The following is a 24,276-nucleotide window of genomic DNA, read 5'->3' on the forward strand; positions in this document are numbered from 1 at the left end:
ATATGGTTAAAGATATCTCCTACTCACGCTTGTAGCAGTTCGTAGATATGTTCAGCATAAGATTGAATCAGATTACTTTGGTCTGCTCTATAAGCTAAAACCACTTCAGAGAAAAGATTCTTATTCTCCAGCGGAATCAGTTTTACATTTTTGGGTAATATTTGTTCAAATTCTTGAGGGACAATACTAATACCCAAATTTGCAGCGACTAAGTGTAATTGGGTTATCTTACGAGATTGGACTACCGCTGCTTTAGGCAAGAAGCCAGCTCCTACACACAAGTTTGAGACTAGATAGCTCAAACCTCCCCGCTTTGGATGTGGAGTTGAAACAAAATATTCATCTACTAAATCTCTTATCTGGATACTTTGTTTTTGTTTAAATTTAGGGTGATCAATATAGACAGCGACAAATAAGGGCTGTTCATATAATTTCAAAATCGTTATTTCTTCAAGGCTATGCAATACTGGTGGTCTAATCAAACCAATATCAATTTCTCCACTCGTTAAAGCTAAGATTTGCTGCTCCGATGACAAGGTATTCACCTCAAAATTTATCTGCTTAGCTAAGCTAATTTCTTTTAATATCTGAATCTTTTTATGATCCATGACAATACTGCTTGAGTGAGCAATTTTAATCTGGCGGTTTTTCCCTTCCGAAATACTTTTAGAAAGATCAATAATTTCATTTAAGTAGAGCATGTTATCTTTTATTTTCTTATAAAAGACCTCTCCCGCTGTTGTAAGCTTTACTTTCTTGTCAGTACGATCAAATAGCTGAAAGTTAATCTCTTCTTCTAATAATTTTATCTGCCTACTCAAAGCTGATTGAGCAATAAAGAGCTTTTCTGAAGCAGCCGTAAAACTGCCTTCTTCAACAATTTTTATAAAATATTGAAATTGTTTTAAAGTGAGCATTCCCATCTCAAAATTAGATCATTAAGCCTATTTTCTATATTAGATTAGATAGATTACCTTCGCTAGAATTTTATCAAGACCATTCACTTGATTAAATTATTCATGAAGTATTTAAAAGGTTTCACCATATTCACTGTCGTTATTCTAATTTTATGGTGCTTTAAATTTTACGATCAACAGCTTCCAACACAGCCCAAACATGACACGATAGAGTTATATGACTAAAAAAGAAAAAGGCATACCCAAACATAAGAGCATGCCTTTTTAATATTTAAATTAAGCTTTCTTTAAATTGAGCTTTTTCAAAACTTCGGCTACTGCAATCATGGCAAAACTTGAAGTCACAACCACCGCTGAACCATAGCCCCCACAGCGTAAACCAGCCGATGGACACACATCTGCACTTGAGAATGGGTTATCGGCGGAATAAATACAGGTAATTCCAAATTTCTCTTTTGGCTTTTTACAAATACCACGAGCGCGAAGCTGGCTACGTAACTTTGCCAACATCGGGTCTTGTTCGGTTTTTGATAAATCCGCGACACGAATTTTAAGTGGGTCGAGCTTACCGCCTGCCCCACCCGAAACAATCAAAGGAATTTTATTAAAACGGCAATGCAGCATTAAAGCCAACTTCGCTTTAACGTCATCAATACAGTCTAGAACAATATCCGGTACAGGATTTAAAAGCTCTGTGACATTCTCAGGTGTAAGGAAGTCATCAATAATATTTACTTTAATACGCGGGTTAATCTGGCGACAACGCTCCGCCATAATCTCAACTTTTTCACAGCCTAATGTAGAGGTCATCGCTGGTAGCTGACGGTTCACATTTGATGCCGCGACAACATCCATATCCACTAATGTGATTTCCCCAATTCCGGTACGAGCCAAAGCTTCTACAGCCCAACTGCCCACACCACCAATACCAATCACCATTACATGACTTTGCTCGTAATGTTGGAACGATGAATCACCATAAACTTTGGCTACACCTGCAAAACGACGTTCATATTCATCTTGTTGGAGATCGGTCATTGTTACTCTTGGGGGGGCACGAAATACGGTAGCTATTTTACCTGAATCAATTAGGCATAGGATATCTTTTACGATATTATAAATAGCAAAAGTCCCTTAAAATTTATTAATAATGAATCAAGAACTTAATCAAAAAATTGTCTTATGTATCCCAGGTGTTTGGGAAAATCATCAAGCTCTATTACATGCCCTCCTCACTAATGAAACAGGATATATTTACGCAGGCTCAATTATTAAGTCTTTAACAAATGAGTATTATGCTGAAATTGAAGAGTATGAAAATGATCCTAATGTAAGTCAGATTTTTAGATCATTGAGTATGGGCCGTTTTTCTGAAAGTGAATTAGAAAAAATTGATCGACATAATATGGTTATTTATGTTGTTTGTGAGGGTGGATCGATCGAGTTAGCACAACAAGCTCTGTTGTTAGGGCAAGCCCTCATCAAAGCAGGTGGCTTAGCAATTAAAGTTGAGACTTCTGGACTTACACATATTAAAAGTGATTGGCTTAGTTATAGTGCTGAAAATACCCTAGATCTGTTTAAAGGCTTTATTCCTATTATTTCCGATGATAATTTATTTTATTCTTGTGGAATGCATCAATTCGGCAAACCAGATGGATGTATAAATCTAAAAGTAGATCAAGCATCCTATATTCTGAATCATTTCTTGTTATATATCCTTATCGAAAATCCAGAGTTGTTAGAGAATCAAACTTTTTCGATAGATGAAAATTCAGAATTATTAAAGCTTTCCCGAAAAGCATCTGGGGATTTCTTTGATTTAGATTCACTATATTTTAATCCACTCGATGTTTGGATGCTAACTACTTCATTTAGCTGGAAGAAATTATTTAAGTTCAGTTAAGTTTCAAAAAAAGAAACCCTGTAATTTACAGGGTTTCTTTTTCAATTATTCTGCAATCAAATTTCGAAGTACATAATGCAAAATACCACCAGCCTTAAAGTACTCGACCTCATTTAACGTATCAATTCGGCACAACACATTAAAATGACTCGCTACCCCATTGGGCCGTTTTACATCAACTTCAAGAATTTGATGAGGTTGAATTCCGTCCAGTAAACCACGGATTGATATCACTTCATGACCCGTTAAATTAAGAGATTGACGAGTTTGCCCATCAACAAACTGTAATGGCAACACTCCCATACCGACTAGGTTTGAACGATGGATACGCTCAAAGCTCTCGGCAATCACTGCTTTTACACCTAATAAATTTGTTCCTTTTGCAGCCCAGTCCCGTGAAGAACCTGTTCCATATTCCTTACCGGCAATAATCACAAGAGGTGTGTTTTCTTGTTGATAAAGCATCGCTGCATCATAAATGGCAAGCTTTTCACCACTTGGAATGTAAATAGTATTACCACCCTCTTCACCACCAAGCATTTCGTTTTTAATACGAATGTTGGCGAAAGTTCCTCGCATCATCACTTCATGATTACCACGTCGAGAACCATACGAGTTAAAGTCTTTGGGATCGACCCCTTGCTCTTGCAAATACCGACCCGCAGGACTATCTTTTTTGATATTCCCCGCTGGTGAAATATGGTCGGTTGTGACTGAGTCACCTAAAACAGCCAAAATACGCGCCTGTTCAATATTCTTAATTGGCTTTGGTGGCTCTCCAATTCCTTCAAAGAAAGGAGGATGTCGAATATAAGTCGAGTCATCGGCCCATTCATAGGTCTTGCTCTTTGGAATCTGAATCGCTTGCCAACTCGCGTCACCATCAAAGACCGCAGCATATTCTTTGTGGAACATCTCTGTATTTACTTTCTGCAAGACAACATCAATTTCTGCCTGACTTGGCCAGATATCTTTTAAATAGACAGGCTGTCCATCTTTACCCTCACCAAGAGGCTCTGTTGTCAGGTCGGTACGAATATTCCCAACTAAACCATAAGCAACCACGAGAGGCGGTGAAGCTAACCAATTGGTTTTAACTAATGGATGTACTCGTCCTTCAAAGTTGCGGTTACCAGAAAGTACAGATGCAACATTCAAATCATGACATTGAATTGCATCTTCGACTGGCTCGGGTAATGGGCCTGAGTTACCAATACAGGTTGTACAGCCATACCCCACCAAGTTATAACCCAACTCATCTAAATACGGCGTAAGCCCAGCAGCCAACAAATAATCAGTCACGACCTTAGAACCAGGTGCAAGAGAGCTTTTCACCCATGGTTTTCGTTGCAAGCCTTTTTCAATGGCTTTTTTAGCAAGTAACCCCGCCGCCAACATCACGCTTGGGTTAGAGGTATTGGTACAAGAGGTAATGGCTGAAATTACGACATCACCATGATTTAACGGGTATTCCTGCCCTTCAATCACACAAGATGGACTTTCATGTTGAATATTTGCTTTTTTTGCCTCTACAGCAGTACCACCACCTTCATTTTCTAGACGTTCTTTTGCTTCTTTTGCTGGTTTTAGCGTTAATTCCATGAGTGCATTAAACGCTTTAGGTACTTCTGATAACAGCACTCGGTCTTGCGGGCGTTTTGGTCCAGCCAAACTTGCTTGCACCGTAGTCATGTCTAAACTTAAAGTATCTGTAAAAACAGGTTCATCACCAGCATTTCGCCATAAACCTTGAGCTTTACTATAGGCTTCAACGAGCTCAATACGGTCTTCATGACGTCCTGTCAGTTTCAGATATCCTATAGTCACTTCATCTATTGGAAAGAAACCACAGGTTGCACCATATTCTGGTGCCATATTGGCAATGGTTGCACGGTCAGCAAGAGGCAAATCTGCCAAACCATCTCCATAGAACTCTACAAATTTACCCACCACACCTTTTTGGCGAAGCATTTGAGTAATAGTGAGTACCAAGTCTGTTGCTGTAATACCTTCTGGTAATTTTCCTGTAAGTTTAAAACCGATGACTTCAGGAATAAGCATAGAGATGGGTTGGCCCAACATTGCTGCTTCAGCCTCAATACCGCCTACGCCCCAACCTAAAACACCCAAGCCATTAATCATGGTCGTATGCGAATCTGTTCCCACTAAGGTGTCAGGAAATGCAAAAGTTTTGCCTTCATCTTCTCCCAACCACACTGCTTGGGCCAAATATTCTAAATTGACCTGATGGCAAATCCCCGTACCTGGCGGCACTACACTAAAATTATTAAATGCAGACTGTCCCCAACGTAGAAATTGATATCGTTCGCCATTACGCTGCATTTCAATATGTACGTTTTCTTCAAAAGCCTGATCATCGGCAAAATAGTCAACCATCACCGAGTGGTCAATCACCAAATCGACTGGAGATAACGGATTAATCTTCTCTGGGTCTCCACCAGCTTGAGCCATGGCTGCTCGCATTGCTGCCAAATCGACTACAGCGGGTACCCCTGTAAAATCCTGCATTAAAACTCGAGCAGGTCGATATTGAATTTCCTGTTCAGAACCTTTGGTTTTTAACCATTCTGCTAAGGCATAGATGTGTTCAGTTTTAACACTAAGTTGGTCTTCAAACCGTAATAAGTTTTCCAATAATACTTTTAAAGATTTCGGTAGTTTGGCAATATCCCCTAGCGTTTTCTCGGCTTGGGCTAAGCTAAAAATCTGATAATTGCTGGAACCTACTGTTAGCGTCTGTAAAGCATTAAAACTATTGATATTGCTATACTTAGCCATTGGGTTATCCTCCCATGTCTGGCAATGTTATTTTTCACGTTTTTACATGTTGTTTTCTTACTTTAAGCTTCTTTTCTAATCGCTGTGTTTTGTTTTAGTTACTATTTCTAATCTTTGATTTTTATTACGATAATTTCAACGCCGAGAGCGAGTTTTCCCAAAGCTGTACGGCCAAATCTGACGCTGATATGTTTAGGTTTTCTGCCAAACTTTGCAAAACATAAGGCAAATTAACTGGGGTATTACGGGTACGCTCTTCAGTTGAGGTTTGGCAACAAAGTGGGGTCATATCGGGACAATCTGTTTCAATCACCAAGTGCTCTGCACCTATGGCCTGCACAACCGTATGAAGTTTTTTTGCATTCGGATTAGTAATTTGCCCTGTCACACCAATTTTAAACCCAAGTTTAATTAAGCCTTTCGCTTCTTCTATGCCACCACTAAAAGCATGGGCAATTCCACCCAGTTTAAATTTCTGAGCTTTTAATATTGCGAGTACATCACCATGTGCTTTTCTAATATGGAGAAGTACTGGTTTTTGATATTGGGTTGCAAGCTCTAACTGATCGGCAAAATATTGTTTTTGCTTCGCATAGATATCAGGGTGCTTATGCTCTTTTAAGAAAGTATCTAAACCAATTTCACCGACTGCCACGCATTCTTCTTTCTGCAAAATTTGCTCAAGATAAGAAAGATGTTCTGGCTGATGTTGCTCAATATAAAATGGGTGTAAACCGGGTGCTAGATATGAAGTCGGTACATTTTTCCAGCTATTTAACTGATGATGGGTTTGTAGCAACTCATCAAAACGTGACTGCACAAAACCAATTAAAACCAGTGCATCAACCCCAGCTTTTTTGGCATTAAGCGCTAACTGTTGCCGATCTTCATCAAAATCGGCAACATCAAAATGCGTATGCGTATCAAACAGACGCATTAGCTTCCACTTTTTGCAACAGGTGTTGAAGCTGGTTGCGCTTTAGGCTGCGGCAAATACTCTTTTTTCAAGACTTCCTGTAATTGATCATAAGGAATGACTAATCGAGGTAATCCCACCACATATGGTCCAATTTCATATTCACCATATTGAAGGATTAAACCTTGTTCACCCAATAAGAAATTATCGGATAATTTAAATGGCCAAGCTTGTTCATAATCACCGACATTATCAGCCAGTTTAGAGTCTGTAACCCAAGTCTTAAAGGCTTCATGCGCCAACTTCTCTAACGCTACTTTTTGCTGTGGACGTAACAAGTCTTCAAGCTTGATCTGCTTTTGTTCTTTTAAATCAAAATTATAATAATGCTGTGCAGCAGAACCATGAGCACCACCCAAATAGCTACTGCTATTAAGTACAACAGTGACCACTTTACCTTGAGCCTGCAAAATCTTAGGTTTAACTAAAAGATTAATTTGATGACTACTACTTAAAGCTTTTAACTCATTGTCCAGACCAATAAATGAGTTTGCATAACGTTGAACCTGTGCATCAAAGCTATTTTTTTGCTCTGCACCCGCAACTGCTGAAGCTTCTGTTTTTTGATCTGGTTGCTTCACTTTAGCATCGGGTTCAGCAATCTCTAAAATTTGATCTAGAGCCTTTAAGATTTGCTGATCTACAATTTTATCAATAAATGGAAAATTACTCTGTAAACGCTCAACTGTAAATTCGGGACAAGTTTTACCATCACAATCAGGTAAAGCAACCTTACTCGGAATTGTTTCACCCTTCAAAGTCAGCTCTACTGGCTTTTGCTCTTCGACTGCTGGTTTCTGCTGTTCTTGAGAATCCTTAGGATCGGCTTTAGGTTGGCATGCCACCAAAAATATAGCAGAAGCAAGCAAAGTTAATCGCAGTGAAACTTTAGAAGATAACATCATATTTTGCCTTTTATTCTAAGGAGATTACGCAGTGCCTTTTCTAAGAAATTAGCGCATATAAATAGAGGTTGCAAATTCTGCTACCATCTTAAAACATTTGTTCATAAACCTCGGGTTGTAATATTTTTTTTGTTTGTTCTGTAGATAAATAAATATCGAGCTGTGGTGCCTCTTTAGTAATTTGGTTTGCCTGATAATGCAGTCCAATACCTTCACCATCAAAGAACCAATCCGCTTGCCCCCAATATAAAGTTTTTGGTGCTTCTTTTTTTATTTCAACAGTCTGCTTTTTTAACCAGTCTTGATAGGCTACCTGCACCATTTGATGCATAGCTGTTTGTTGATCCTTTTTTAAAACATCTAACAAACTTAAACTTTTATGCAATTTTCGATCGGCAACAAAAAAGTAATAACGATCTTTAATCGTGAGCTCTTCTTGCTTGGTATCAAGCCCCAGTTGCAATAAAACATATTGATTACGCTGCGAAGCAATACGGGTATGAAGATGCAATTCATAAGCCCGATTCTTTGAATATTTATCTTGCCATTCATCAGACTTTTTAACATAGGCATTAATCGCCTGCTGCAAGCTCAAGTCTTTTTTCAAATCAATTTGATCTTGAATCACTTTTGTCTGACTTTTGGCGATCCATTCATTTAACCATGCGTCTTGAGTCTTTATTGTTTGAATATCAACATCAATACAATTTTTCTTCTCACAAAATGGCAAAGCATAATCGGCTTTTACTTGTTGTAAGTTGAGAAATGGCAGTACCTCAGCTTTTTCAATATTTTGAGTTTGGGCGCCCGCTAGTTTCGTTTGAGAAGATGATGAAGACTGAGAGCTTTTCCAGACAAAAATAGAAATAGCAGAAATTAATGTTATGACTGCAACCACCAGCGCAATAATTGTCTTTTTACTCAAGTTCATTTCATCATCCTTTTTTATTTTTCAAAACAAAACAGCTTCTATTCGAAGCTGTTTGTCACATTAAAATGATCAGTGTTCACGTGTATTACGGAACTGAATATCAGGCCAACGCTCTTGCATAATCTGCAAGTTCACTCGGCTTGGAGCAAGATAAGTTAAATGTCCACCACCATCGATAGAAAGTTGATCATGTGCTTTCTTCTTAAATTCATTCAGAATTTTTTCGTCATCACAGTGAATCCAGCGAACTGTATTAACGCTTACAGGCTCATAAACACAGTCAACCTTATATTCTTCTTTCAAACGATAAGCAACCACGTCAAACTGGAGCACACCTACCGCCCCAACAATCAAGTCATTGCTGATTTGCGGCATAAATACCTGAGTCGCCCCTTCTTCAGACAACTCTTTCAAACCTTTTTGCAATTGTTTTGACTTTAATGGATCTCTTAAACGCACACGACGGAACATCTCTGGCGCAAAGTGAGGAATACCTGTGAAGTGCAGATTTTCACCACTTGTGAAAGTATCACCAATTTGAATCGTGCCATGGTTATGTAAACCAATAATATCGCCCGGCCACGCTTCTTCTAAATGTTCACGCTCACCAGCAAGGAATGTCAAAGCATCACTAATGCGGACATCTTTACCAAGACGCACGTGGTTCATCTTTAAACCTTTTTCATATTTACCAGAGCAAATACGCATGAAGGCAATACGGTCACGGTGTTTCGGGTCCATGTTGGCTTGAATTTTAAATACAAAACCAGAAAAACCTTCTTCTTTCGCGTCAACCACACGCTCTTGTGTAGGGTGCGCTTTAGGTTCAGGTGCCCAGCCCATGAAAGCATCTAGGACATGGTCAACACCAAAGTTACCTAATGCCGTACCAAATAGAACCGGAGTTTGTTTACCTTGTAAAAATAATTCGCGGTCTAATGGCTCATTCGCCATTTGTACGAGCTCAAGCGACTCTTCAAAAGATGCCCAAGCCAAATCACCTACTTTTTCACGAATATCAGCATGATCATAGCCATCACGTACTTCAATATCTGTAATGGTTGAACCAAAACCTGCTTTATAGACATACAATTTATTTTCAATAATGTTGTATACACCAGCAAAATCACGGCCCATTCCTAATGGCCATGTAATAGGTACACAGCGGATATTGAGGACATTTTCAATTTCATCAAGTAACTCAAGTGGCTCACGAATCTCACGGTCCATCTTGTTTACGAATGAAATGATAGGCGTGTCACGCATACGACACACTTCCATCAATTTGATGGTACGTTCTTCGACACCCTTTGCACCATCAATCACCATTAACGCTGAGTCAACTGCGGTGAGGGTACGATACGTATCTTCCGAGAAATCTTCATGTCCCGGTGTATCGAGTAAGTTAATGGTATGACCTTTATATGGGAACTGCATAACAGACGTGGTAATAGAAATTCCACGCTCTTTTTCCATTTCCATCCAGTCAGATGTAGCTGCGCGGTCAGATTTACGGCTTTTTACCATCCCTGCAACCTGAATTGCTTTACCCCATAACAGTAATTTCTCTGTCATGGTGGTTTTACCGGCATCGGGGTGGGAAATGATGGCAAAAGTCCTACGAACCTTTACCTGCTTAGCTAATTCTTCTTTAAACATGAATAGTATCTACAATTTGTACACCAATTTGTACACACTTCAAAAGGTGACAGTAAATGGCGAGAGAGAAAATTTAAATTGGCGCAATTGTAGCAGATTTATAAAGTGTTTCATCGACTTTGTGGACAACTCCAGACTTGTCCACATATTTCAAAATTAGAGGTCACTACTTAGACATTAACGTTCATGACTTCTAAAATTTTCACTTTATAGTCTATCAATCATCTCTTTTGGTTCAGAGCTACTCCATCAACATTTTTAAATGAATTGGGCAGTGATAATAGATGAATTGAAAAACAGTTATCACATACTGATAATGATAAAACAAGAGCAACTTATAACCATGCTAAATGGCTGAGAAACAGACGTTCTATGCTTCAGTGGTATGCAGACTTTTTAGATAGAAAAGCTGAAATTCCTGTGCATGAGGAGGTCACTTAAATAGCACCATTTTAGGTCAAGGATAGCAAAAGTCTTTAATACTTTGACCTGCTTAGCTAATTATTGAAATTATAGTTTGAGAGTAAAAATGAATATAGAATCATTCCAACCATCAGAAGAAAATGGATTAATTGGACTTGAAGAACAAAATGAAATCTCGGGTTTAGTTCGAAGGTTTACTATAGAAAAATTAGGATATTCGCGTCCATGGGTTTCATCCATGCAATTAAGTCAAAAGAAACCTCAAACGAATGTAAATATTGCATTTAGTAAAAGTTCTGATGATATCTATCTCAGATTTGGAAAATATGCATTTGCCGACCATAAAGATAAGAAATATATTGTAGTCGCTCGTATCGGGTTTAAAAAACAGAATAAAGGTTATGGAACTGCTTTACTGAAAGAACTCTGCAATTTCGGAGAAAAATTTGGATATGAATATTTACAAATAGAATGCCCAAATAAGGATTGCCAAGCTTTTATGAAAAAGCTTGGCTTTAAAGATGAGTTCTATCTTCCAATTGATCAGTTGAAAAAGTCTATTCAAACATATGAGCTTTCGAAATAAGCAAAATTCAGTCTCGTATAAGCTCTCACTGATTGCATTATAATCACTGTTATTTTTAACAACACTAAACATTAAACTATTGATTAATATTACAGGAATCTTTCAACGATTTGCTACTACCAAAGATTACCTGATGCTTGTAAGCGACGTTTGGACCTAATGGCAAAACAAAAATTTTAATAGTGTAGTTGTAGCAGATATATCAACACTGATTTAACGATTGTTGATATATCTTAAGTTACACAAACTACGCATTAAATTCCAAATATTCACCTAACCCATCAACCAACATGGCTATAGTAAAAGTAACATCACTATATACTTCTATTTCAAACATCATCTCTTCGAATACAGTTCTTACAATCTGCTTAGCTTCTTCCCTTTTTTCAGAAATACTACAAGTGTGAAGTACTAACTCACCTATAAAAGTATTTTCTACTTTAGCTAGTTTAGTCCATTTTTCTATTTGCCTATTGCCAATCTTATTTTCTAATTTTTTTATTGATTCACATTTCTTGTCACTATGGTACCCACTCTGGGACATGGCATACGTAAAGATAAAATTATAAGCTTTCATATCTCACTCAAAATATATTTTCTTTTCTAAATAGTTAACGAATAAATTAATACTTTAAAACTAATACAATTCTTTTGATAAGGCATCAAACCAACCTTATTGACATGATAGTCTGAAGTTGTAGGATACAAGAATATTCTTAAATAAATCTAGTTGTAACACTATGCCTAAAGACAATAAAATAGATAACTTCTGGTTTAATAACCCTCAAATACAAGCTTTTATAGAAGAAAATCAAAGAACACAAAAGCTCATTGATGCTGCAACCGGAGGATCTGCATTAAGAAAATTCTATAATAATCGATCAGCAATTTTTAAAACTATGAATGATCTTAATCCAACTATAAAAATAATGAAGGATTTAGAAGAATCTCCTACCTTAAAATTAATTAGAGCATTTGAAAAATCTACTACTTCAAAACTTTTTCAGACACTTGAAGAACCTACAATAGTAAAGGTGAGTAAGGCATTCGAAAATTCATTTTTTATGAAAAGTAATCAAATCGCTGAGCAGTTCCCCTTTATGTCAATGAACGGGAAATACTATTTTAATGATAATTATTTTAGGTCTATTTCTTCTGCACTTACCAATTCAGATATGATGTCAATTGCAAGAACAATGCAAGAAATCTATCCACTTAATTTTAATAATATTTCTAATGATACTGATCTAGATATTCACACTGATCTTGCCTTAGATATTTCACAAGAACTTCAAATAGAAGAAGAAGTAAGCCATTATTTCCATGAAAGTGAGGAAGATTTATCTGTAGATGAGAGACAGAATCGTTTTTATAAATTATCAACTGAAGCAAAAGCCCGAGTTTATTATCTAATTTATATTTCGAGTTTATTTCTTGCCTGTGTAATGACTGCTGCATCTTCTGCAAGTACATTAAATTCGCTTGTTATCAATTTACTAAGTAGTATTTTTCACGACAAAATTCAAAGTATTTTAAAACCAAATCAAACAAAAGAAGAAATTAAAGCATTAATAAAAACAGAATTATCAACTTTTGATTCAGATATATTCAAAGGAAAACGAGTAGTTTTGCAAGGAACTTACTTATACACTATCCCATCCTCTTCGGCAGAAATAATTGAAGCTCTCAGTATTGGGCAAATCCTTACAATTCATGACGAACCTGAACTTGCTATAAGATGGTTAAAAGTTGAAATTATTCGCGAGAACAAACCAATTACTGGATATGTATTAAGAAAATTCTCCACAACCATTAAACAATAGTATTTTGGAGGATACCAATAAATTTATCATGCACAACCACCCCAGCCCCTTAACAATATTCACATAATTCCGATGAGATCATTCTGGACTAGAGTACCCATTCCCTGCTAAATACTGTTCAGCTATTTCACCCAATAAATATCGTCGTACTGTAAAAAAAGAAGGCCATTTTTTTTGAAACCAGTGTTCCGTTAATTGTTCACGAATCTTAGTATTATTCATCTCTCTTGCTCTTTGAATAATACGATTATATTCAAACAAAATCAGTCTACGCTTTAGTGCCAGACGATCACAATTCAGATTTAAAACTTTAATAGTCTCATCTACTAATTCTTTAAAATTACTATAATTATTAGGCTTATACTCATCTAAAAACTTGCATACCTCTTCATTTGGAACCAAAAAACCTGTAGCTTTATCAAAACTAAAAATTGATGAATATGGTATTTCCAAAGGATTAAGGTATACACCCTCTGTAATAGGAGAGTCCAAATAATGATTTTTATGTGCATCGCAACTTAAGTTTTGTGGTGTGGGAAACTTTGCTTTTTGATCTGATCCTCCCTTACATACTCCAAAAACATTATTCCAATCTAGTGCCCAGTTATTTATAGAATAATCTTTATCTGCCTTATCATGGAAATGTTCGATTTGTCGTTTGGTTTTATCTAAATCACCAATGCTATCTTCACAGTAACCACAAAGCCCTCCCTGATCTAAAAAAATTAGTTCCTTAAGCCGATCATAGCTATCTGAATGGTTTCTAAAATTATCCCAACTCCCCTTTTCATGAGAAGCATAAAATTCTGTTAACGGATTAGGGGGGAGTGACTTATTGATTTTTTTCAAGTTCTAATTCCCATTCCCTATTTTCGATATATAGATCAAGTTCATCTAATAATGGTTCCTGATCACCAAACGCTTCATTCAATTGTATTCTTAATTCTAAAGCTTCCTTTTCCCCCCACTTATCCTCATATACCATCCGTTCATAGGCCCTTAATTTTTTCGTTATTTCTAAGTCTTCAGGTCTAGTCTCAACACCAAAAATACGCTTCAATAACCGTGCTGACTCTGCCCCTTGACTTCCTTCTGGAGCATCATACATTTTACCATCTTCAAGTATACAAATACTTGTTGACGTAACTGTCGTTAAAACCTGAGGGCTATGAGTTGTAACAATAAACTGTATATTTTCAAATGCTTTTTCTAATGAAGAAATTACAACTTGTTGCCATTGGGGGTGAAGATGCATATCGATTTCATCAATCATTACTAGACCAGTTGAAAGTCGTGCAGCATCCTTTCCTAAATGCCCATTAAGTAACACACAACGATAAGCTATATCAGCAATCATACCAATCATATTTTTAATCCCATCACTGAGCTGAGACATTTTCATAACCCCGTATTGCTCATGCTCTAGAATCAACGATTCATACTGTTGGCTGTACGCCAAATTTTTCCAGCCTACCGTTTCTAAAATTATATCTACAGCCCCTTTCACTGCTAATATTGTATCGTTAGCTGCTGGAAAAGTAGTGACTCCTTTTTCCAAAGCTATTATTTTTTTCGCAAAGTCATGTTTATATTCAGCAATAAACCAATCTTCAAATTGCTTAAAACTTGAAGCTGGGTCTAAACAATCTTGATAGGCAAAGGTTCTAATTTTGGCATTAACCTCATCACGAGTATTCTTTTTACTCTCAGTTAAACGCTTTTCTTTCCATAAACGTCCAGTACCATAGTAACCAAAAACAGGTAAATCTAGAGTGCTTTGGTCTAAATTCCTAATTCTTTCTTGTATTTTCTTGGCATAATCCTTTAGTTTTTTAGTGCCATTATCATCTTTCGTTCGAGACAGTTTTGCTTCACTATCACGAATACGTGCCCAACAGAATGCTCGACCATCAAAATGACATGTAGCAGATACTGAAGAAGGTAGTTGCCTAGCCATTTCTAATTGATCATCATCAACTTTTTTGATAATACGGATATCATCAATAGTAATTGTATTTGCAGGATCGGCAAAAGCTGTTTTTGCAAGATCAAACTGACTCACATAAGGCCATAATGCTATACGGATACTATCTAAAATTGTAGTTTTACCTTGACCATTGATAGCGACCAATACAGTTGTTCGTTCTTTAAAATTAATTTCTAATCTTTCATAACAACGAAAGTTTAAAAGAGTTACTTTTTGCAAAAGCATCTTAAAGCCTATATTTAAAAATTTTGCTTCATGACATTATTGTCGCATAGAAAAGAGAGAGTTTTAATTATTTTAATTAATTCAAATAATAGTTACTAATTTATACAACAACTCTAATGGTACAATAATATTTTTTATTAACTATCATGCTTGTGAGCAACCTTATCGTGTAAAAGAAATTTTTCAAGACTATGTAACTGTACCAATAGTTTGCGATATTCTTTCATTTCAAGTGAAATGTCTTCACCACTCAAATAAAATCTGGGGTCACTACAATAAGTTTCATACAAGTAAAGTTCTGACATTAAGTCCAGAGTCAAAAAAAGTCTGACACAATTTTCTCTAGTGGCAAATTCTGAATCACTTAGCAAATGAGCTGCTAAATGCCTATTAAAGTTTGAATATGCATCACCATCTCGCGAGTCTTTAAATAAATGTTCTGTAAGTAACTTGTCACATGCTTTTGAGAAAATGTCATAAAACAAAACATTACTCGGACATGGTTGTCTCTGATAAGAATTACTAAAGAATGTCTTTAGATCAGGAAACGTAGGCTTTTTACCCGTTCCGAAATAACCAAGCCACCTTAACATCACCCCCTCAACAACAGGAATCAAGGTCAAATAAGAGCCTATAAAATTACCTCGATAGTAAGAAATCACAGCAGATTCAATAATGTGTGCAAAGTTTTTAAAAGGAGGAAAATGCTGAAATCGACCTTTTTTCTGTAGCGCTCGCATTCGAGGATTCATGACAATACTTGCAAAGGCATCTATGATTTTATGTTCATTTGCTGGCATATCAGAAATTAACTTTTGAATATTCTTTACTTCTTTAAGAGTCGCTGTCGAAGGTAGGCTTAAAGCATATTCTAGAAGTTGGTAATTAAGCTGAATAATTCCATTGATATCCTCTAATGAAGTAACAATTACATGCCGAGTTTTTTCATCTACTTTGCGCTGTTGACGTGCTTCTTGAAGATATAAATCATAAGCTTTTTTGCTGACTCTATCCCAGTCAGCATTATCATTACAAATCTGCTTTTTAATATCCTGTACCGACGATTTATGTTTCAAAGCCTCTATCACCAGCTTTGCTTTATCTACTGTCTTCACATTAGTCTTCCTAATACTGCCCCGGCAATAACAGCAACAATGGCAATAATAAACATCGCAACAGAGCTTCTTTTGTTAGTTTCGTCATACTTCCGTCCATTGCTTACTTGTTGTTTTAGTTCATGATTAAGTTCAACCAAACTCTTATTTTCGTTCATTAATATCTGTATATCTGTTCGATCAGATAGTTGCTTTAAATTAGCAGACAAAGCAATCACATCATCACTTTTTGTTTTGAGCTCACTCTCTAGCTTAAAAATTTTAATTTTCTGTTGCTCTAAGATGTCATTTCTAGAAAATAACTCATCAAACTGCCCTTTTAAGTGTATTCCTGCATCTGATGGAGTAATTGCAGAATGATCCGCCAAGTAGTCTAAAAGTGTTACATCGGAATTATGCCCCAAGCCTACAATTCGATATCCATTCAAATTAGAAAAGGCCTTTAATACTTTTTCATCATTAAAAATATCAAATGCCTCACTACTTCCCCCACCTCGGATAACCACAACAACATCGTGATCAGTACAGGAGCTTATTACTTGTGATAAAGCATCAACATTGCTCAAGCTGACAGGCTTCTCATCAAAATTGAACTCATCACGATATTCATTGAGATAATTGTAAAAGTCTTTTTGTATATCAACTTTACTTGCTGAGGAGTAAATCACACCGACTGAAAGATCAAATTGGTTAGGGAAAATATGGCTCTTAGGTCTATGTTTTTTTAAAACATCTAATGTTGACAGCTTCGACTGGAATGCTTGTATTGCACTATCATCTTCAATCGCCTGTATAGTGTACCCCTTTAATCTTTTAGTGCATTGCTCTCTAAAAAAGTTAAATGTTGGCACTCCATGTATTTCAACATAACTACCATTTTTGAAACTGGATAGTAGATGTTTTGGAATCTCAACTTCAATCGCCCCAGTAGTATCTTGAATGATCAGATCATAGACTGATGGCCATTTTGAGTTTTCAACTGCTTGCTCAACATTTTTTAATATGCCCCGCACGCCGAACAATTGTCGTTCTTGTTTCCGCTGAGCAATACAAGCATTTAATGTATCATTTAAAAAACAATGTAAGTCACTGATGGTAAAAGTGGGTAAAAAATTCTGGTTCATAATACATCTTAAAATCTATATACAACTGTCTATATCTACTGAAAGCTTTATTGGAAATAGGCTATTTAGACTATTCACCATCCCAATACCAGTACACTTCCCCCCAGTCCTGTTCCTTAATTTCAGGAAGAACTTCACCTTTCTTACAATAATGACGTGTATCTGGTTGTGCAGGCGTTGTCCAGTAACCTGTTCTAGGACAGACTTCTCCAGCTTGAACAGATTCTTGATATGGTGACTCAGCATCTTGTCCACTTGTTAAATCGTCCACACTATAAGAAACTCCGTATAGAGCAGCCGAAAGATCCTCAAAAGTTCGCAGTCTTAATGGAGTCATCTGTTTTAATAGCTTCATGTGAACAGGAAGATTTACTTTTGCCAGATATGTTAAGGACTCTACCCCACCCAATGCCAAAGCAGGTTCAAATGCATACATTTCATCTGCCTTTAAAACCCCTAGTTTTTTTACAGCTCTATCAAATAGTTTCTTTCCATCTTTATCAATATGATCTAATGAATCTTTATTTGAATAGAAAAAGAATAAATCACCATAGAACTCAGCATCTTCATCCTTTTCACCGCTATCGTGTAGAATCCCTTCCATTGGCTTAAGATAGTATCTATAAAAATTCTTTTCGCCCCAAATTAACAGCTCACCAAATGCGGAACGTGCCAATACATGATAAACATCATCATCAGGTAATGGTGTCTCCTCTAACCAATCATAAATCACTTCAGCGTAATCATCTGGGTTCGTAATCCAGTACAGACCATTCAAATAGCCTGCGAAACCAAATAAACGCCATTGTTCTAAAATACTTTCAGGCAGTTTGCCCCGATATTTTTTTATGATGTCCTCTGTCACTTCAACTTTATCAATTGGCTGACCATATTTTTCATAAAAGTAATCAATATCTTCCTGGTTCATTTTACTACCCTCAGTTACTTACAACGCTTCAATTCAACATCCATCGCATCTTTCCCCATGCCTTTGGCTTTAGCCTGAGTTGCTGCCGCATCCATATTGGCAAGACGCTTCTTTGCCGACATTTGAGAACCAATAGAACGGTTTACACCACTATGTCCGAAATCATCTAATGTTGGTGGTTTCTTCGGATCATATTTGACATCGAACCCACCCAACTGCATATCTGGATTATGTAATACATCCAAGCCTTCAAGAGTCTTTTTAGCATTCTCATTTGCCATTGCATCCCTTTGAGCTCGTGATAATTTAGGCTGCTCTTTTGCTAATTTATCAATTTCAGATGTTTGTAATTGTTTAAACATATCCTCTCGAATTTTCTGTTGCTGAGCACCAGTTCCAGCCCGTTTATACTTTTCATAAATTTGTCGGTTCTGTTGATACTCATCTACGCTCAGACGGTTAAGCCCTTCCTCTTGTCGCTTAAGCTGACGATCAAACTCGGCATCTAGTTCAGCCTGAGACTTACCTGTCTTTTTCCCCCAACTATTCTTCAACCCTTTTTTCGGTTCCAAACACGGCTCAACCACATGCTTTGGTTTCATTTTCCTTGGCGGTGGAGGTGTTTCTTTCTTTTGGCGATGACTAGCTTCTGTTTTTTTACCAGAACTAACATTGGCCTCATAACGCCCTGTAGGGACATTCTTACCACCTCCACCAGCATGTGCCATTGCTAACGGCTGTTGAGGTAATAAATGACCGATTGCTTTATCTACTTCATCACACAACTGATCAATATACTTTTTGATGGTATTTAAAACATGGTTTAGTGTTGCCTGAAATTTTGCTAAGGCGGCTTTCAATGCACCATTGAACCTTTTCAAACACTTATTAATTACAGATAGGATTCGGTTAATGTTATTTTTTAAAGCATTAAAACCTTGTGTCGCTATGCCCTTCCAAGGTCGAGACCTTAACCATGCCTCAGGTGCCTTGCCCCATGGACATTTGATTTTGAGTTTTGTTAAAGCTTCCTCAAAATATTCCATGAACTTAAATAACTTGACCTTACTGACATCTTTCGCACGACTCGATTTCACAACAGTTTTGATTGCCGAACCAACTTCAGGAATGATCCCTACACTTGTGAGAGCTAGTGCCATATAGTTATCTTTCGTTCGGGCTTTCTCATCCGATAAGGTGATAAAGTTTGCAATCAAATCACGGATATCACACACCTGATCAGCTACAGGTATAAGACTAATAAGCCCACCAACAATAATCTGAGACATTGAAGGGTCTTTATTAAAGTCACCTTTGAGCATGCCCCACAACCAGCTCCCTTGATCAGCGATTACTTTACCGGTGTTATAGTGGGTCACCGCCTCATTGTAATGAGCCTGCCCACTGTAAAATAATATCTTTTCCCACCATGACAAATTAGGATCAGGCTTACTCGTATCATAGGTCATATAACCTTTATACATAGCTGGGTTATCATTGAGATACTTTGCTAATTTTTCAGCACCATACCAGAACTCCTGTTGTATTTCCTTAGGTCGTTCTGCGATCTTAGACCAGAATTGTTGATTTTGAGGATTTGGCATAATTCTTTATTCCTCTTTTCCAGTCTTTGCACTGTTTCCAAGTTGAGTAAACCAGTCATCTACTTCTAAAGCTGGAAACTCATCTTTACTTTGGTCTTCCCCATATTGGATTTTGGCTCGTCCAGCAGGTACACCACTCACAATAGCCTTACCCGAAGCATCTAGTTTTCCTTTACGGATGGAACCATCGGATAATAGAACCTCATAATCAGCACCTTTAACAGGTGTGCCATCACTATGTAAATATTCTAGTAATAAGTCATCGGTCTTGATTTCTTGTGTTGGTAAAGAAGGCAAAACATAATCTGCCTTTGCCCCTCCTATAAACACATGCTGCCCAGCCTTCACCTCAAACTTGCCCCCTGTAACAGGAAAAATGCCTGAACTATTAATCTTAATTTGAGAACCGCCCGAGGTAATGACTATTTCTTTAGATGCACTAATTTCAATTCGGTCTTCCGTAGAAATGATCTGCACAGCTTTACGGGCAATAATATCTGCGCCGTCGCTTTGTGCCTGTATTTCAACCTTGCCCTTACCCGCATAGAGCCGTGCTCCTTGTTGAGCTGCAAACAGGCTAATTTTGTTCTGTGCATGGGCAATCAGGTTTTTCTGAGTGCTTAGGCTAATGCTGTCCCCAGCATTTTGGCTTAACTGACCATCTGCGCTTAGGTGAATATCTTCATTACTGGCTAGAGCGATACTATTTGGTGCAGTTAAGACCATCAAGGCTTGCTTAAAAGCAGCAGCCTTCTCTTGGTCTTTTTCTTCAATCTGTTCCAAGAAAGTTTTTAGGTTTTCAAGCATTTCCAATGGATCAGTTTGCTGATTTTTAGCGACTTCACTGAGCGCCTTGGCATTGTTCAGACCACCTTCGATTTGTTGCTTGGCCTCGGCTGCGTCTAGGTGTACACCCTGAGCTTGGTCTTGTTTATGGGTGCTAACGAGTAAGCCTTTACCTGCTCTAACCGCGCCCCACTGGTCAGTTCTAAGTTCGAAGCCTTCACCACGACCATCGCTTGTCGCACTCTCTTTTGGATGGCTTAAGTTGCCCAGGTTTAACTGACTAGCTGCATGGCTGCTTTGTAGTTGGGCACTGATTTGCCCAGTCGTATCATCGAAACGGAGTTGGTTAAAACCTTTACCGTCGACTTCTTCTGAGCGGATGCCACTGAGTTTCTTGGTATCAGGTAGTTGACCTTTCTGGTCAAACTGGGTTGGATACCGTTCTGCTTCATGAATGCGACCTACTACAAACGGACGATCAATATTACCGTCAAAGAAATCAATGACCACAATCTCACCGACTCGTGGTAAGAAGCGTGCACCATACCCCTTTCCAGCCCATGGAGTAACAACATCAACCCAAGCCGAATCAGTATCGTTGTCGTTACTCCCAGCACCTCCATCATAGCTGTGGTCATCAACTCGGGTAAACAGGAAACGGACTTTAATACGGCCCCACTGGTCTACATGAATACTTTCACCTTCAGGCCCCACTACACGGGCACGTTGTATAGAGGCTTGAGGGCGATCTTGTAAAGGCTGATATTCTGGAACGGTCTTGATATGGCGACGTTGTAGAATCAGTTGATTGCCTTGACGCTCTTCTGTATGACTCGCTTGCCAATGGCTTTGTTGAACTAATGCTTGAATTTGCTGGTTTAAGTCTTTCGGTAAGTTATTCTGGTTGTAGTAATGCTTACCAATGATCAGAAACTCTTTATCTGCATTGTCATGAAGATCAATTTCAGGGTGTTCATTCAGTTCAAACCAGTAACCAACTTGTGTATCCCGTACTGTGGTTTGAGCAGTAAACTGTTTGGACTGAGTATCATGGTAAGCACTTAAGTTCTGATTGAACTTTTCCAGTTGCTGATTACTTGCCGAGGTTGCCCCATCTTCGCCGTTTAAATCCTGCATCCATGCCGGGCTAAAGTGCCATGCATCTTCAAGGCTTAAACTCTGATTATCATAGCTGGCACTGTGTTGATGTGTACTTTGTACACTGCCTGCTCCATCTGTTTGTTGTAGTACATCTGACTGCCATCGCTGCACAAAAACAGAAGTCGGCTGTAAACTACGACCAGCGATTAGACTGGTCATACTGTCAAATTGTTCAGTTGCATGACTTCGATGGTAGCGGATCGGTCTTCTGCTGAGTGCCTGATACTGGCTATTGTCATCAAGCAGGCGTAGTTTTTGTGGCTGAATATGATCTGTATTGCTCGGTACTGTAAGCTCCGCTTCATCAATCAACCAGTTAATGCCTTCACTCCGCCATAAGCGAGTTAGAAAGTCATAGTCACTTTCGTTCAACTGCATAATGAAAGGACGGATATCGTATGTCTGTTTCAATCCGCTTAAATCTAAAGTCAGACTAGAAGCAAATAAAGGACTTTTCCCCTGCCATTCCTGAAATAAAATTTCAGTAATTTCCTGTACACTCTTATTCATAAACACACGACTATTTCTGCGTTTATGCCAGAGATAAGTAGGATCAGATATAGTGAGTTTATATAAGGTTAAAGCGCCATCACTTTGCCCTTGTGATGCTCCAGTAATAATCCCTGTAGTACGAAACAGTTGGCCCTGATCTGTGACCTGATCAATCGCAACCTGTACCCCAATGAATTGTTTAAGTGCAATATGGGTATGGGTTGATAAACAGATCAACTCTACTGTCATGCCCTGATTAAGATGGTGTTCTCCATCGATACGTTGTAAAAAAACCTGACTATTCAGGGATGCATCTGAAAACTGGAGATACACCGAACGATGCTGCGAGAGAAAACCAAAACTCTCTAAAATTGAGGAAATGTTATTGAGCATTGTTTTTATAAAATCTGTGTCATAATCGATCATATTTTATAAAACATAGACAGAGTTGTCTATTTAGATAAGGTAAATTGATGTTACCTGCACTAGGAATAGTAATGATTTGAAGAAACCCAGTAAGAAAAAAGAAATGATTCTAAACACCGCAATGAATCTCTTTATGCAAGAGAGTTATATTACTGTCGGTGTTGATCAGATTATTACTGAGGCGAATGTTGCTAAAGCAACCTTTTATAACCATTTCTCATCAAAAGAGAAACTGGTACTTGCCTGTCTAAAAGAGTTAAAACTTGATATTGAAATTGGTGTTGAAGACTGTATATCTGATCATTCACACCCTTTAGCAAAGTTATATTAACTCTACATGTGGTATATCGACTGGATTAGTCAAAGTAACATTAGAGGGTGTCCATTTCATAAGGCACGAATGGATGTAGGAGACCTATATCCATCCATTCTGGTTGAATTAGATAAATATCGAAGCTGGCTATTTAATATTACGGTCTCTATTTTTAGACAATTAGAGGTAAATGACTCAATAGCTCTAACTCATCTATTTCTCTCACTACTAGATAGTATCATCAATAATTCTGTTTGTGAAAAAGCTCCAATTAAACCTGAAAAAACATGGGACTATATTCAGACAATAATTGAACTAGAGAAAACTCTGGAGTGAGCCATTTATTTTAGAACATGTTGATATGTTTTTAGTTAGATGGGGCAATATCAGTAATGAGATAAGTAAATTTTAATGATCTGTATTGTCGAGCTGATATTGTTATGCAAATATAGCTACTTACTCCATTTAAATAATAATTCTTTATGAAAATCTTTCTTTTATCTTTAATACTTTGCTTACCTTCTCTTTCTTTTGCTAAGTACTGCAAAGATTTTAAAACACATCAAGAGGCTCAGGCCTACTTCAATGCAAAGAAACCCGGACATAAAAGTTTAGATCGCGATGGAGATGGAAGTGCCTGCGATTGTCTTCCTGGTGGAAGTGGAAAAAAATGTCCGAAGGCTAAAAAAAAGTAATACTTTAAGGAAAATTACTATGTTGCTATATGGCTATAATTTTTTTGTAGTTGACCATAACTGGGATTATCTTCTTCCTTTAGATGAGTTCTATAAGAAGTTTTTGAATACAAATTTTTCTGAGCCTAGTTGCACAGCAAATGAAGAGTTGTTAAGCGCTACCCATAGATGGTTTCAAGCAAAGAAACTAGCTGAAAAAATAGGTTGGGAAGGAGATTTTACAAGAGGTCCTTATGTTTTTTTTCTACCAAATCCTAAGGGTTTTAACATTGAATATGGTTTTATGTTCAAACAATACAATAATGGTCGTACCTTTATTATTTCACCCTTTGAACTTGAATACATAGACCAATACGAAGATGTAGTGAAAGATTGGCTTAATACAGATGATAAAAGCGAATTTTAAGTTGTAGGAAAAATTCTAGTTGATAAAAAAAATAGGTTACTTATATGATTTTAAAGACATTAAAAATTTATAAAAATCCAAAGGAATTA

22 protein-coding genes are annotated in these 24,276 nt (G+C 37.4%); 7 read left to right on the forward strand and 15 right to left on the reverse strand.

Annotation, left to right across the window (positions count from 1 at the left end; all coding sequences use genetic code 11):
• Window positions 1-23: 23 nt before the first annotated feature.
• Window positions 24-923, reverse strand: coding sequence for a LysR family transcriptional regulator (locus tag RMB03_RS00930; RefSeq protein ID WP_311073206.1), 900 nt, complete (start codon window positions 921-923; stop codon window positions 24-26).
• A gap of 96 nt (window positions 924-1,019) precedes the next feature.
• Between RMB03_RS00930 and RMB03_RS00935 the strand changes: the two genes are divergently transcribed.
• Window positions 1,020-1,142: a hypothetical protein gene (locus tag RMB03_RS00935; protein ID WP_080547764.1), complete on the forward strand. Its 123-nt coding sequence runs from the start codon at window positions 1,020-1,022 to the stop codon at window positions 1,140-1,142.
• 51 nt (window positions 1,143-1,193) lie between these two features.
• Here RMB03_RS00935 and RMB03_RS00940 read toward each other — a convergent pair whose 3' ends face one another.
• A complete protein-coding gene (locus tag RMB03_RS00940; protein ID WP_311073208.1) occupies window positions 1,194-1,955 on the reverse strand; it encodes a tRNA threonylcarbamoyladenosine dehydratase in 762 nt (253 codons plus the stop codon).
• Between the two features lie 112 nt (window positions 1,956-2,067).
• Between RMB03_RS00940 and RMB03_RS00945 the strand changes: the two genes are divergently transcribed.
• A complete protein-coding gene (locus tag RMB03_RS00945; RefSeq protein WP_045126275.1) occupies window positions 2,068-2,823 on the forward strand; it encodes a DUF4261 domain-containing protein in 756 nt (251 codons plus the stop codon).
• Between the two features lie 45 nt (window positions 2,824-2,868).
• On the opposite strand, the gene acnA is transcribed toward RMB03_RS00945, so the two are convergent.
• From acnA to RMB03_RS00970, 5 genes are all read right to left on the reverse strand, one after another.
• Window positions 2,869-5,622 (reverse strand): aconitate hydratase AcnA, encoded by a 2,754-nt coding sequence (gene acnA / locus RMB03_RS00950; protein ID WP_311073211.1) that lies wholly within the window; start codon window positions 5,620-5,622, stop codon window positions 2,869-2,871.
• Between the two features lie 124 nt (window positions 5,623-5,746).
• On the reverse strand, window positions 5,747-6,559 hold the full coding sequence (locus tag RMB03_RS00955; protein WP_311073213.1) for a TatD family hydrolase: 813 nt from the start codon (window positions 6,557-6,559) through the stop codon (window positions 5,747-5,749).
• Window positions 6,559-7,500 (reverse strand): RsiV family protein, encoded by a 942-nt coding sequence (locus RMB03_RS00960; RefSeq protein WP_311073597.1) that lies wholly within the window; start codon window positions 7,498-7,500, stop codon window positions 6,559-6,561. The genes RMB03_RS00955 and RMB03_RS00960 overlap by 1 nt, the downstream gene beginning before the upstream one ends.
• Before the next feature lie 91 nt (window positions 7,501-7,591).
• Window positions 7,592-8,434, reverse strand: coding sequence for a hypothetical protein (locus tag RMB03_RS00965; RefSeq protein ID WP_311073215.1), 843 nt, complete (start codon window positions 8,432-8,434; stop codon window positions 7,592-7,594).
• Window positions 8,435-8,503: 69 nt separating this feature from the next.
• Window positions 8,504-10,093: a peptide chain release factor 3 gene (locus tag RMB03_RS00970; RefSeq protein WP_311073217.1), complete on the reverse strand. Its 1,590-nt coding sequence runs from the start codon at window positions 10,091-10,093 to the stop codon at window positions 8,504-8,506.
• Window positions 10,094-10,622: 529 nt separating this feature from the next.
• On the opposite strand from RMB03_RS00970, the gene RMB03_RS00975 reads away from it, so the two are divergent.
• Complete coding sequence (locus RMB03_RS00975) at window positions 10,623-11,102, forward strand: GNAT family N-acetyltransferase (protein ID WP_311073219.1); 480 nt, start codon at window positions 10,623-10,625, stop codon at window positions 11,100-11,102.
• 247 nt (window positions 11,103-11,349) lie between these two features.
• Here RMB03_RS00975 and RMB03_RS00980 read toward each other — a convergent pair whose 3' ends face one another.
• Window positions 11,350-11,679: a hypothetical protein gene (locus RMB03_RS00980; protein ID WP_311073221.1), complete on the reverse strand. Its 330-nt coding sequence runs from the start codon at window positions 11,677-11,679 to the stop codon at window positions 11,350-11,352.
• 163 nt (window positions 11,680-11,842) lie between these two features.
• On the opposite strand from RMB03_RS00980, the gene RMB03_RS00985 reads away from it, so the two are divergent.
• Window positions 11,843-12,925, forward strand: a complete 1,083-nt coding sequence (locus RMB03_RS00985; protein WP_311073223.1) for an SH3 domain-containing protein — start codon at window positions 11,843-11,845, stop codon at window positions 12,923-12,925.
• A gap of 78 nt (window positions 12,926-13,003) precedes the next feature.
• On the opposite strand, the gene RMB03_RS00990 is transcribed toward RMB03_RS00985, so the two are convergent.
• The 7 genes from RMB03_RS00990 to RMB03_RS01020 form a co-directional block, all read right to left on the reverse strand.
• Window positions 13,004-13,774 (reverse strand): retron system putative HNH endonuclease, encoded by a 771-nt coding sequence (locus RMB03_RS00990; protein WP_311073225.1) that lies wholly within the window; start codon window positions 13,772-13,774, stop codon window positions 13,004-13,006.
• A complete protein-coding gene (locus RMB03_RS00995) occupies window positions 13,758-15,137 on the reverse strand; it encodes an AAA family ATPase (RefSeq protein WP_311073227.1) in 1,380 nt (459 codons plus the stop codon). The genes RMB03_RS00990 and RMB03_RS00995 overlap by 17 nt, the downstream gene beginning before the upstream one ends.
• Window positions 15,138-15,274: 137 nt before the next feature.
• Entirely contained in the window at window positions 15,275-16,252 is a 978-nt protein-coding gene (locus tag RMB03_RS01000) for a hypothetical protein (protein WP_311073229.1), read from the reverse strand.
• On the reverse strand, window positions 16,249-17,376 hold the full coding sequence (locus RMB03_RS01005; RefSeq protein WP_311073230.1) for an exodeoxyribonuclease VII large subunit: 1,128 nt from the start codon (window positions 17,374-17,376) through the stop codon (window positions 16,249-16,251). Before RMB03_RS01005 ends, RMB03_RS01000 begins: the two co-directional genes overlap by 4 nt.
• A gap of 70 nt (window positions 17,377-17,446) precedes the next feature.
• The gene (locus RMB03_RS01010) at window positions 17,447-18,304 is read right to left on the reverse strand and encodes a type VI secretion system immunity protein, TaeI family (protein ID WP_311073233.1); all 858 of its coding nucleotides are present in this window, start codon (window positions 18,302-18,304) and stop codon (window positions 17,447-17,449) included.
• A 14-nt stretch (window positions 18,305-18,318) separates the two neighbouring features.
• Window positions 18,319-19,908: a type VI secretion system effector DNase TafE gene (gene tafE, locus RMB03_RS01015; protein ID WP_311073235.1), complete on the reverse strand. Its 1,590-nt coding sequence runs from the start codon at window positions 19,906-19,908 to the stop codon at window positions 18,319-18,321.
• A gap of 6 nt (window positions 19,909-19,914) precedes the next feature.
• A complete protein-coding gene (locus RMB03_RS01020; RefSeq protein ID WP_409070628.1) occupies window positions 19,915-22,773 on the reverse strand; it encodes a DUF2345 domain-containing protein in 2,859 nt (952 codons plus the stop codon).
• A 103-nt stretch (window positions 22,774-22,876) separates the two neighbouring features.
• Here RMB03_RS01020 and RMB03_RS01025 point away from each other — a divergent pair, with 103 nt between their 5' ends.
• From RMB03_RS01025 to RMB03_RS01035, 3 genes are all read left to right on the forward strand, one after another.
• Entirely contained in the window at window positions 22,877-23,104 is a 228-nt protein-coding gene (locus tag RMB03_RS01025; RefSeq protein ID WP_311073599.1) for a TetR/AcrR family transcriptional regulator, read from the forward strand.
• 464 nt (window positions 23,105-23,568) lie between these two features.
• Window positions 23,569-23,781: an excalibur calcium-binding domain-containing protein gene (locus RMB03_RS01030; protein WP_081403605.1), complete on the forward strand. Its 213-nt coding sequence runs from the start codon at window positions 23,569-23,571 to the stop codon at window positions 23,779-23,781.
• Window positions 23,720-24,187 (forward strand): hypothetical protein, encoded by a 468-nt coding sequence (locus RMB03_RS01035; RefSeq protein WP_311073238.1) that lies wholly within the window; start codon window positions 23,720-23,722, stop codon window positions 24,185-24,187. Before RMB03_RS01030 ends, RMB03_RS01035 begins: the two co-directional genes overlap by 62 nt.
• The last annotated feature ends 89 nt before the right edge of the window (window positions 24,188-24,276 follow it).

The organism is Acinetobacter sp. V91_7 (genome assembly GCF_031799075.1).
GTDB classification, from domain to species: domain Bacteria; phylum Pseudomonadota; class Gammaproteobacteria; order Pseudomonadales; family Moraxellaceae; genus Acinetobacter; species Acinetobacter calcoaceticus.

What these genes read in the sequence shown, in the direction of transcription:
- RMB03_RS01030 (WP_081403605.1), top strand. Translation starts at nt 23,569, where the DNA reads ATGAAAATCTTTCTTTTATCTTTAATACTTTGCTTACCTTCTCTTTCT.
- RMB03_RS00960 (WP_311073597.1), bottom strand. Translation starts at nt 7,500, where the DNA reads ATGTTATCTTCTAAAGTTTCACTGCGATTAACTTTGCTTGCTTCTGCT.
- RMB03_RS00980 (WP_311073221.1), bottom strand. Translation starts at nt 11,679, where the DNA reads ATGAAAGCTTATAATTTTATCTTTACGTATGCCATGTCCCAGAGTGGG.
- RMB03_RS00995 (WP_311073227.1), bottom strand. Translation starts at nt 15,137, where the DNA reads ATGCTTTTGCAAAAAGTAACTCTTTTAAACTTTCGTTGTTATGAAAGA.
- RMB03_RS00965 (WP_311073215.1), bottom strand. Translation starts at nt 8,434, where the DNA reads ATGAACTTGAGTAAAAAGACAATTATTGCGCTGGTGGTTGCAGTCATA.
- RMB03_RS01010 (WP_311073233.1), bottom strand. Translation starts at nt 18,304, where the DNA reads ATGAACCAGGAAGATATTGATTACTTTTATGAAAAATATGGTCAGCCA.
- RMB03_RS00955 (WP_311073213.1), bottom strand. Translation starts at nt 6,559, where the DNA reads ATGCGTCTGTTTGATACGCATACGCATTTTGATGTTGCCGATTTTGAT.
- RMB03_RS00940 (WP_311073208.1), bottom strand. Translation starts at nt 1,955, where the DNA reads ATGACCGATCTCCAACAAGATGAATATGAACGTCGTTTTGCAGGTGTA.
- RMB03_RS00930 (WP_311073206.1), bottom strand. Translation starts at nt 923, where the DNA reads ATGGGAATGCTCACTTTAAAACAATTTCAATATTTTATAAAAATTGTT.
- tafE (WP_311073235.1), bottom strand. Translation starts at nt 19,908, where the DNA reads ATGCCAAATCCTCAAAATCAACAATTCTGGTCTAAGATCGCAGAACGA.
- acnA (WP_311073211.1), bottom strand. Translation starts at nt 5,622, where the DNA reads ATGGCTAAGTATAGCAATATCAATAGTTTTAATGCTTTACAGACGCTA.
- RMB03_RS01025 (WP_311073599.1), top strand. Translation starts at nt 22,877, where the DNA reads ATGATTCTAAACACCGCAATGAATCTCTTTATGCAAGAGAGTTATATT.
- RMB03_RS00935 (WP_080547764.1), top strand. Translation starts at nt 1,020, where the DNA reads ATGAAGTATTTAAAAGGTTTCACCATATTCACTGTCGTTATTCTAATT.
- RMB03_RS00970 (WP_311073217.1), bottom strand. Translation starts at nt 10,093, where the DNA reads ATGTTTAAAGAAGAATTAGCTAAGCAGGTAAAGGTTCGTAGGACTTTT.
- RMB03_RS01005 (WP_311073230.1), bottom strand. Translation starts at nt 17,376, where the DNA reads ATGAACCAGAATTTTTTACCCACTTTTACCATCAGTGACTTACATTGT.
- RMB03_RS00975 (WP_311073219.1), top strand. Translation starts at nt 10,623, where the DNA reads ATGAATATAGAATCATTCCAACCATCAGAAGAAAATGGATTAATTGGA.
- RMB03_RS00985 (WP_311073223.1), top strand. Translation starts at nt 11,843, where the DNA reads ATGCCTAAAGACAATAAAATAGATAACTTCTGGTTTAATAACCCTCAA.
- RMB03_RS00945 (WP_045126275.1), top strand. Translation starts at nt 2,068, where the DNA reads ATGAATCAAGAACTTAATCAAAAAATTGTCTTATGTATCCCAGGTGTT.
- RMB03_RS01020 (WP_409070628.1), bottom strand. Translation starts at nt 22,773, where the DNA reads ATGATCGATTATGACACAGATTTTATAAAAACAATGCTCAATAACATT.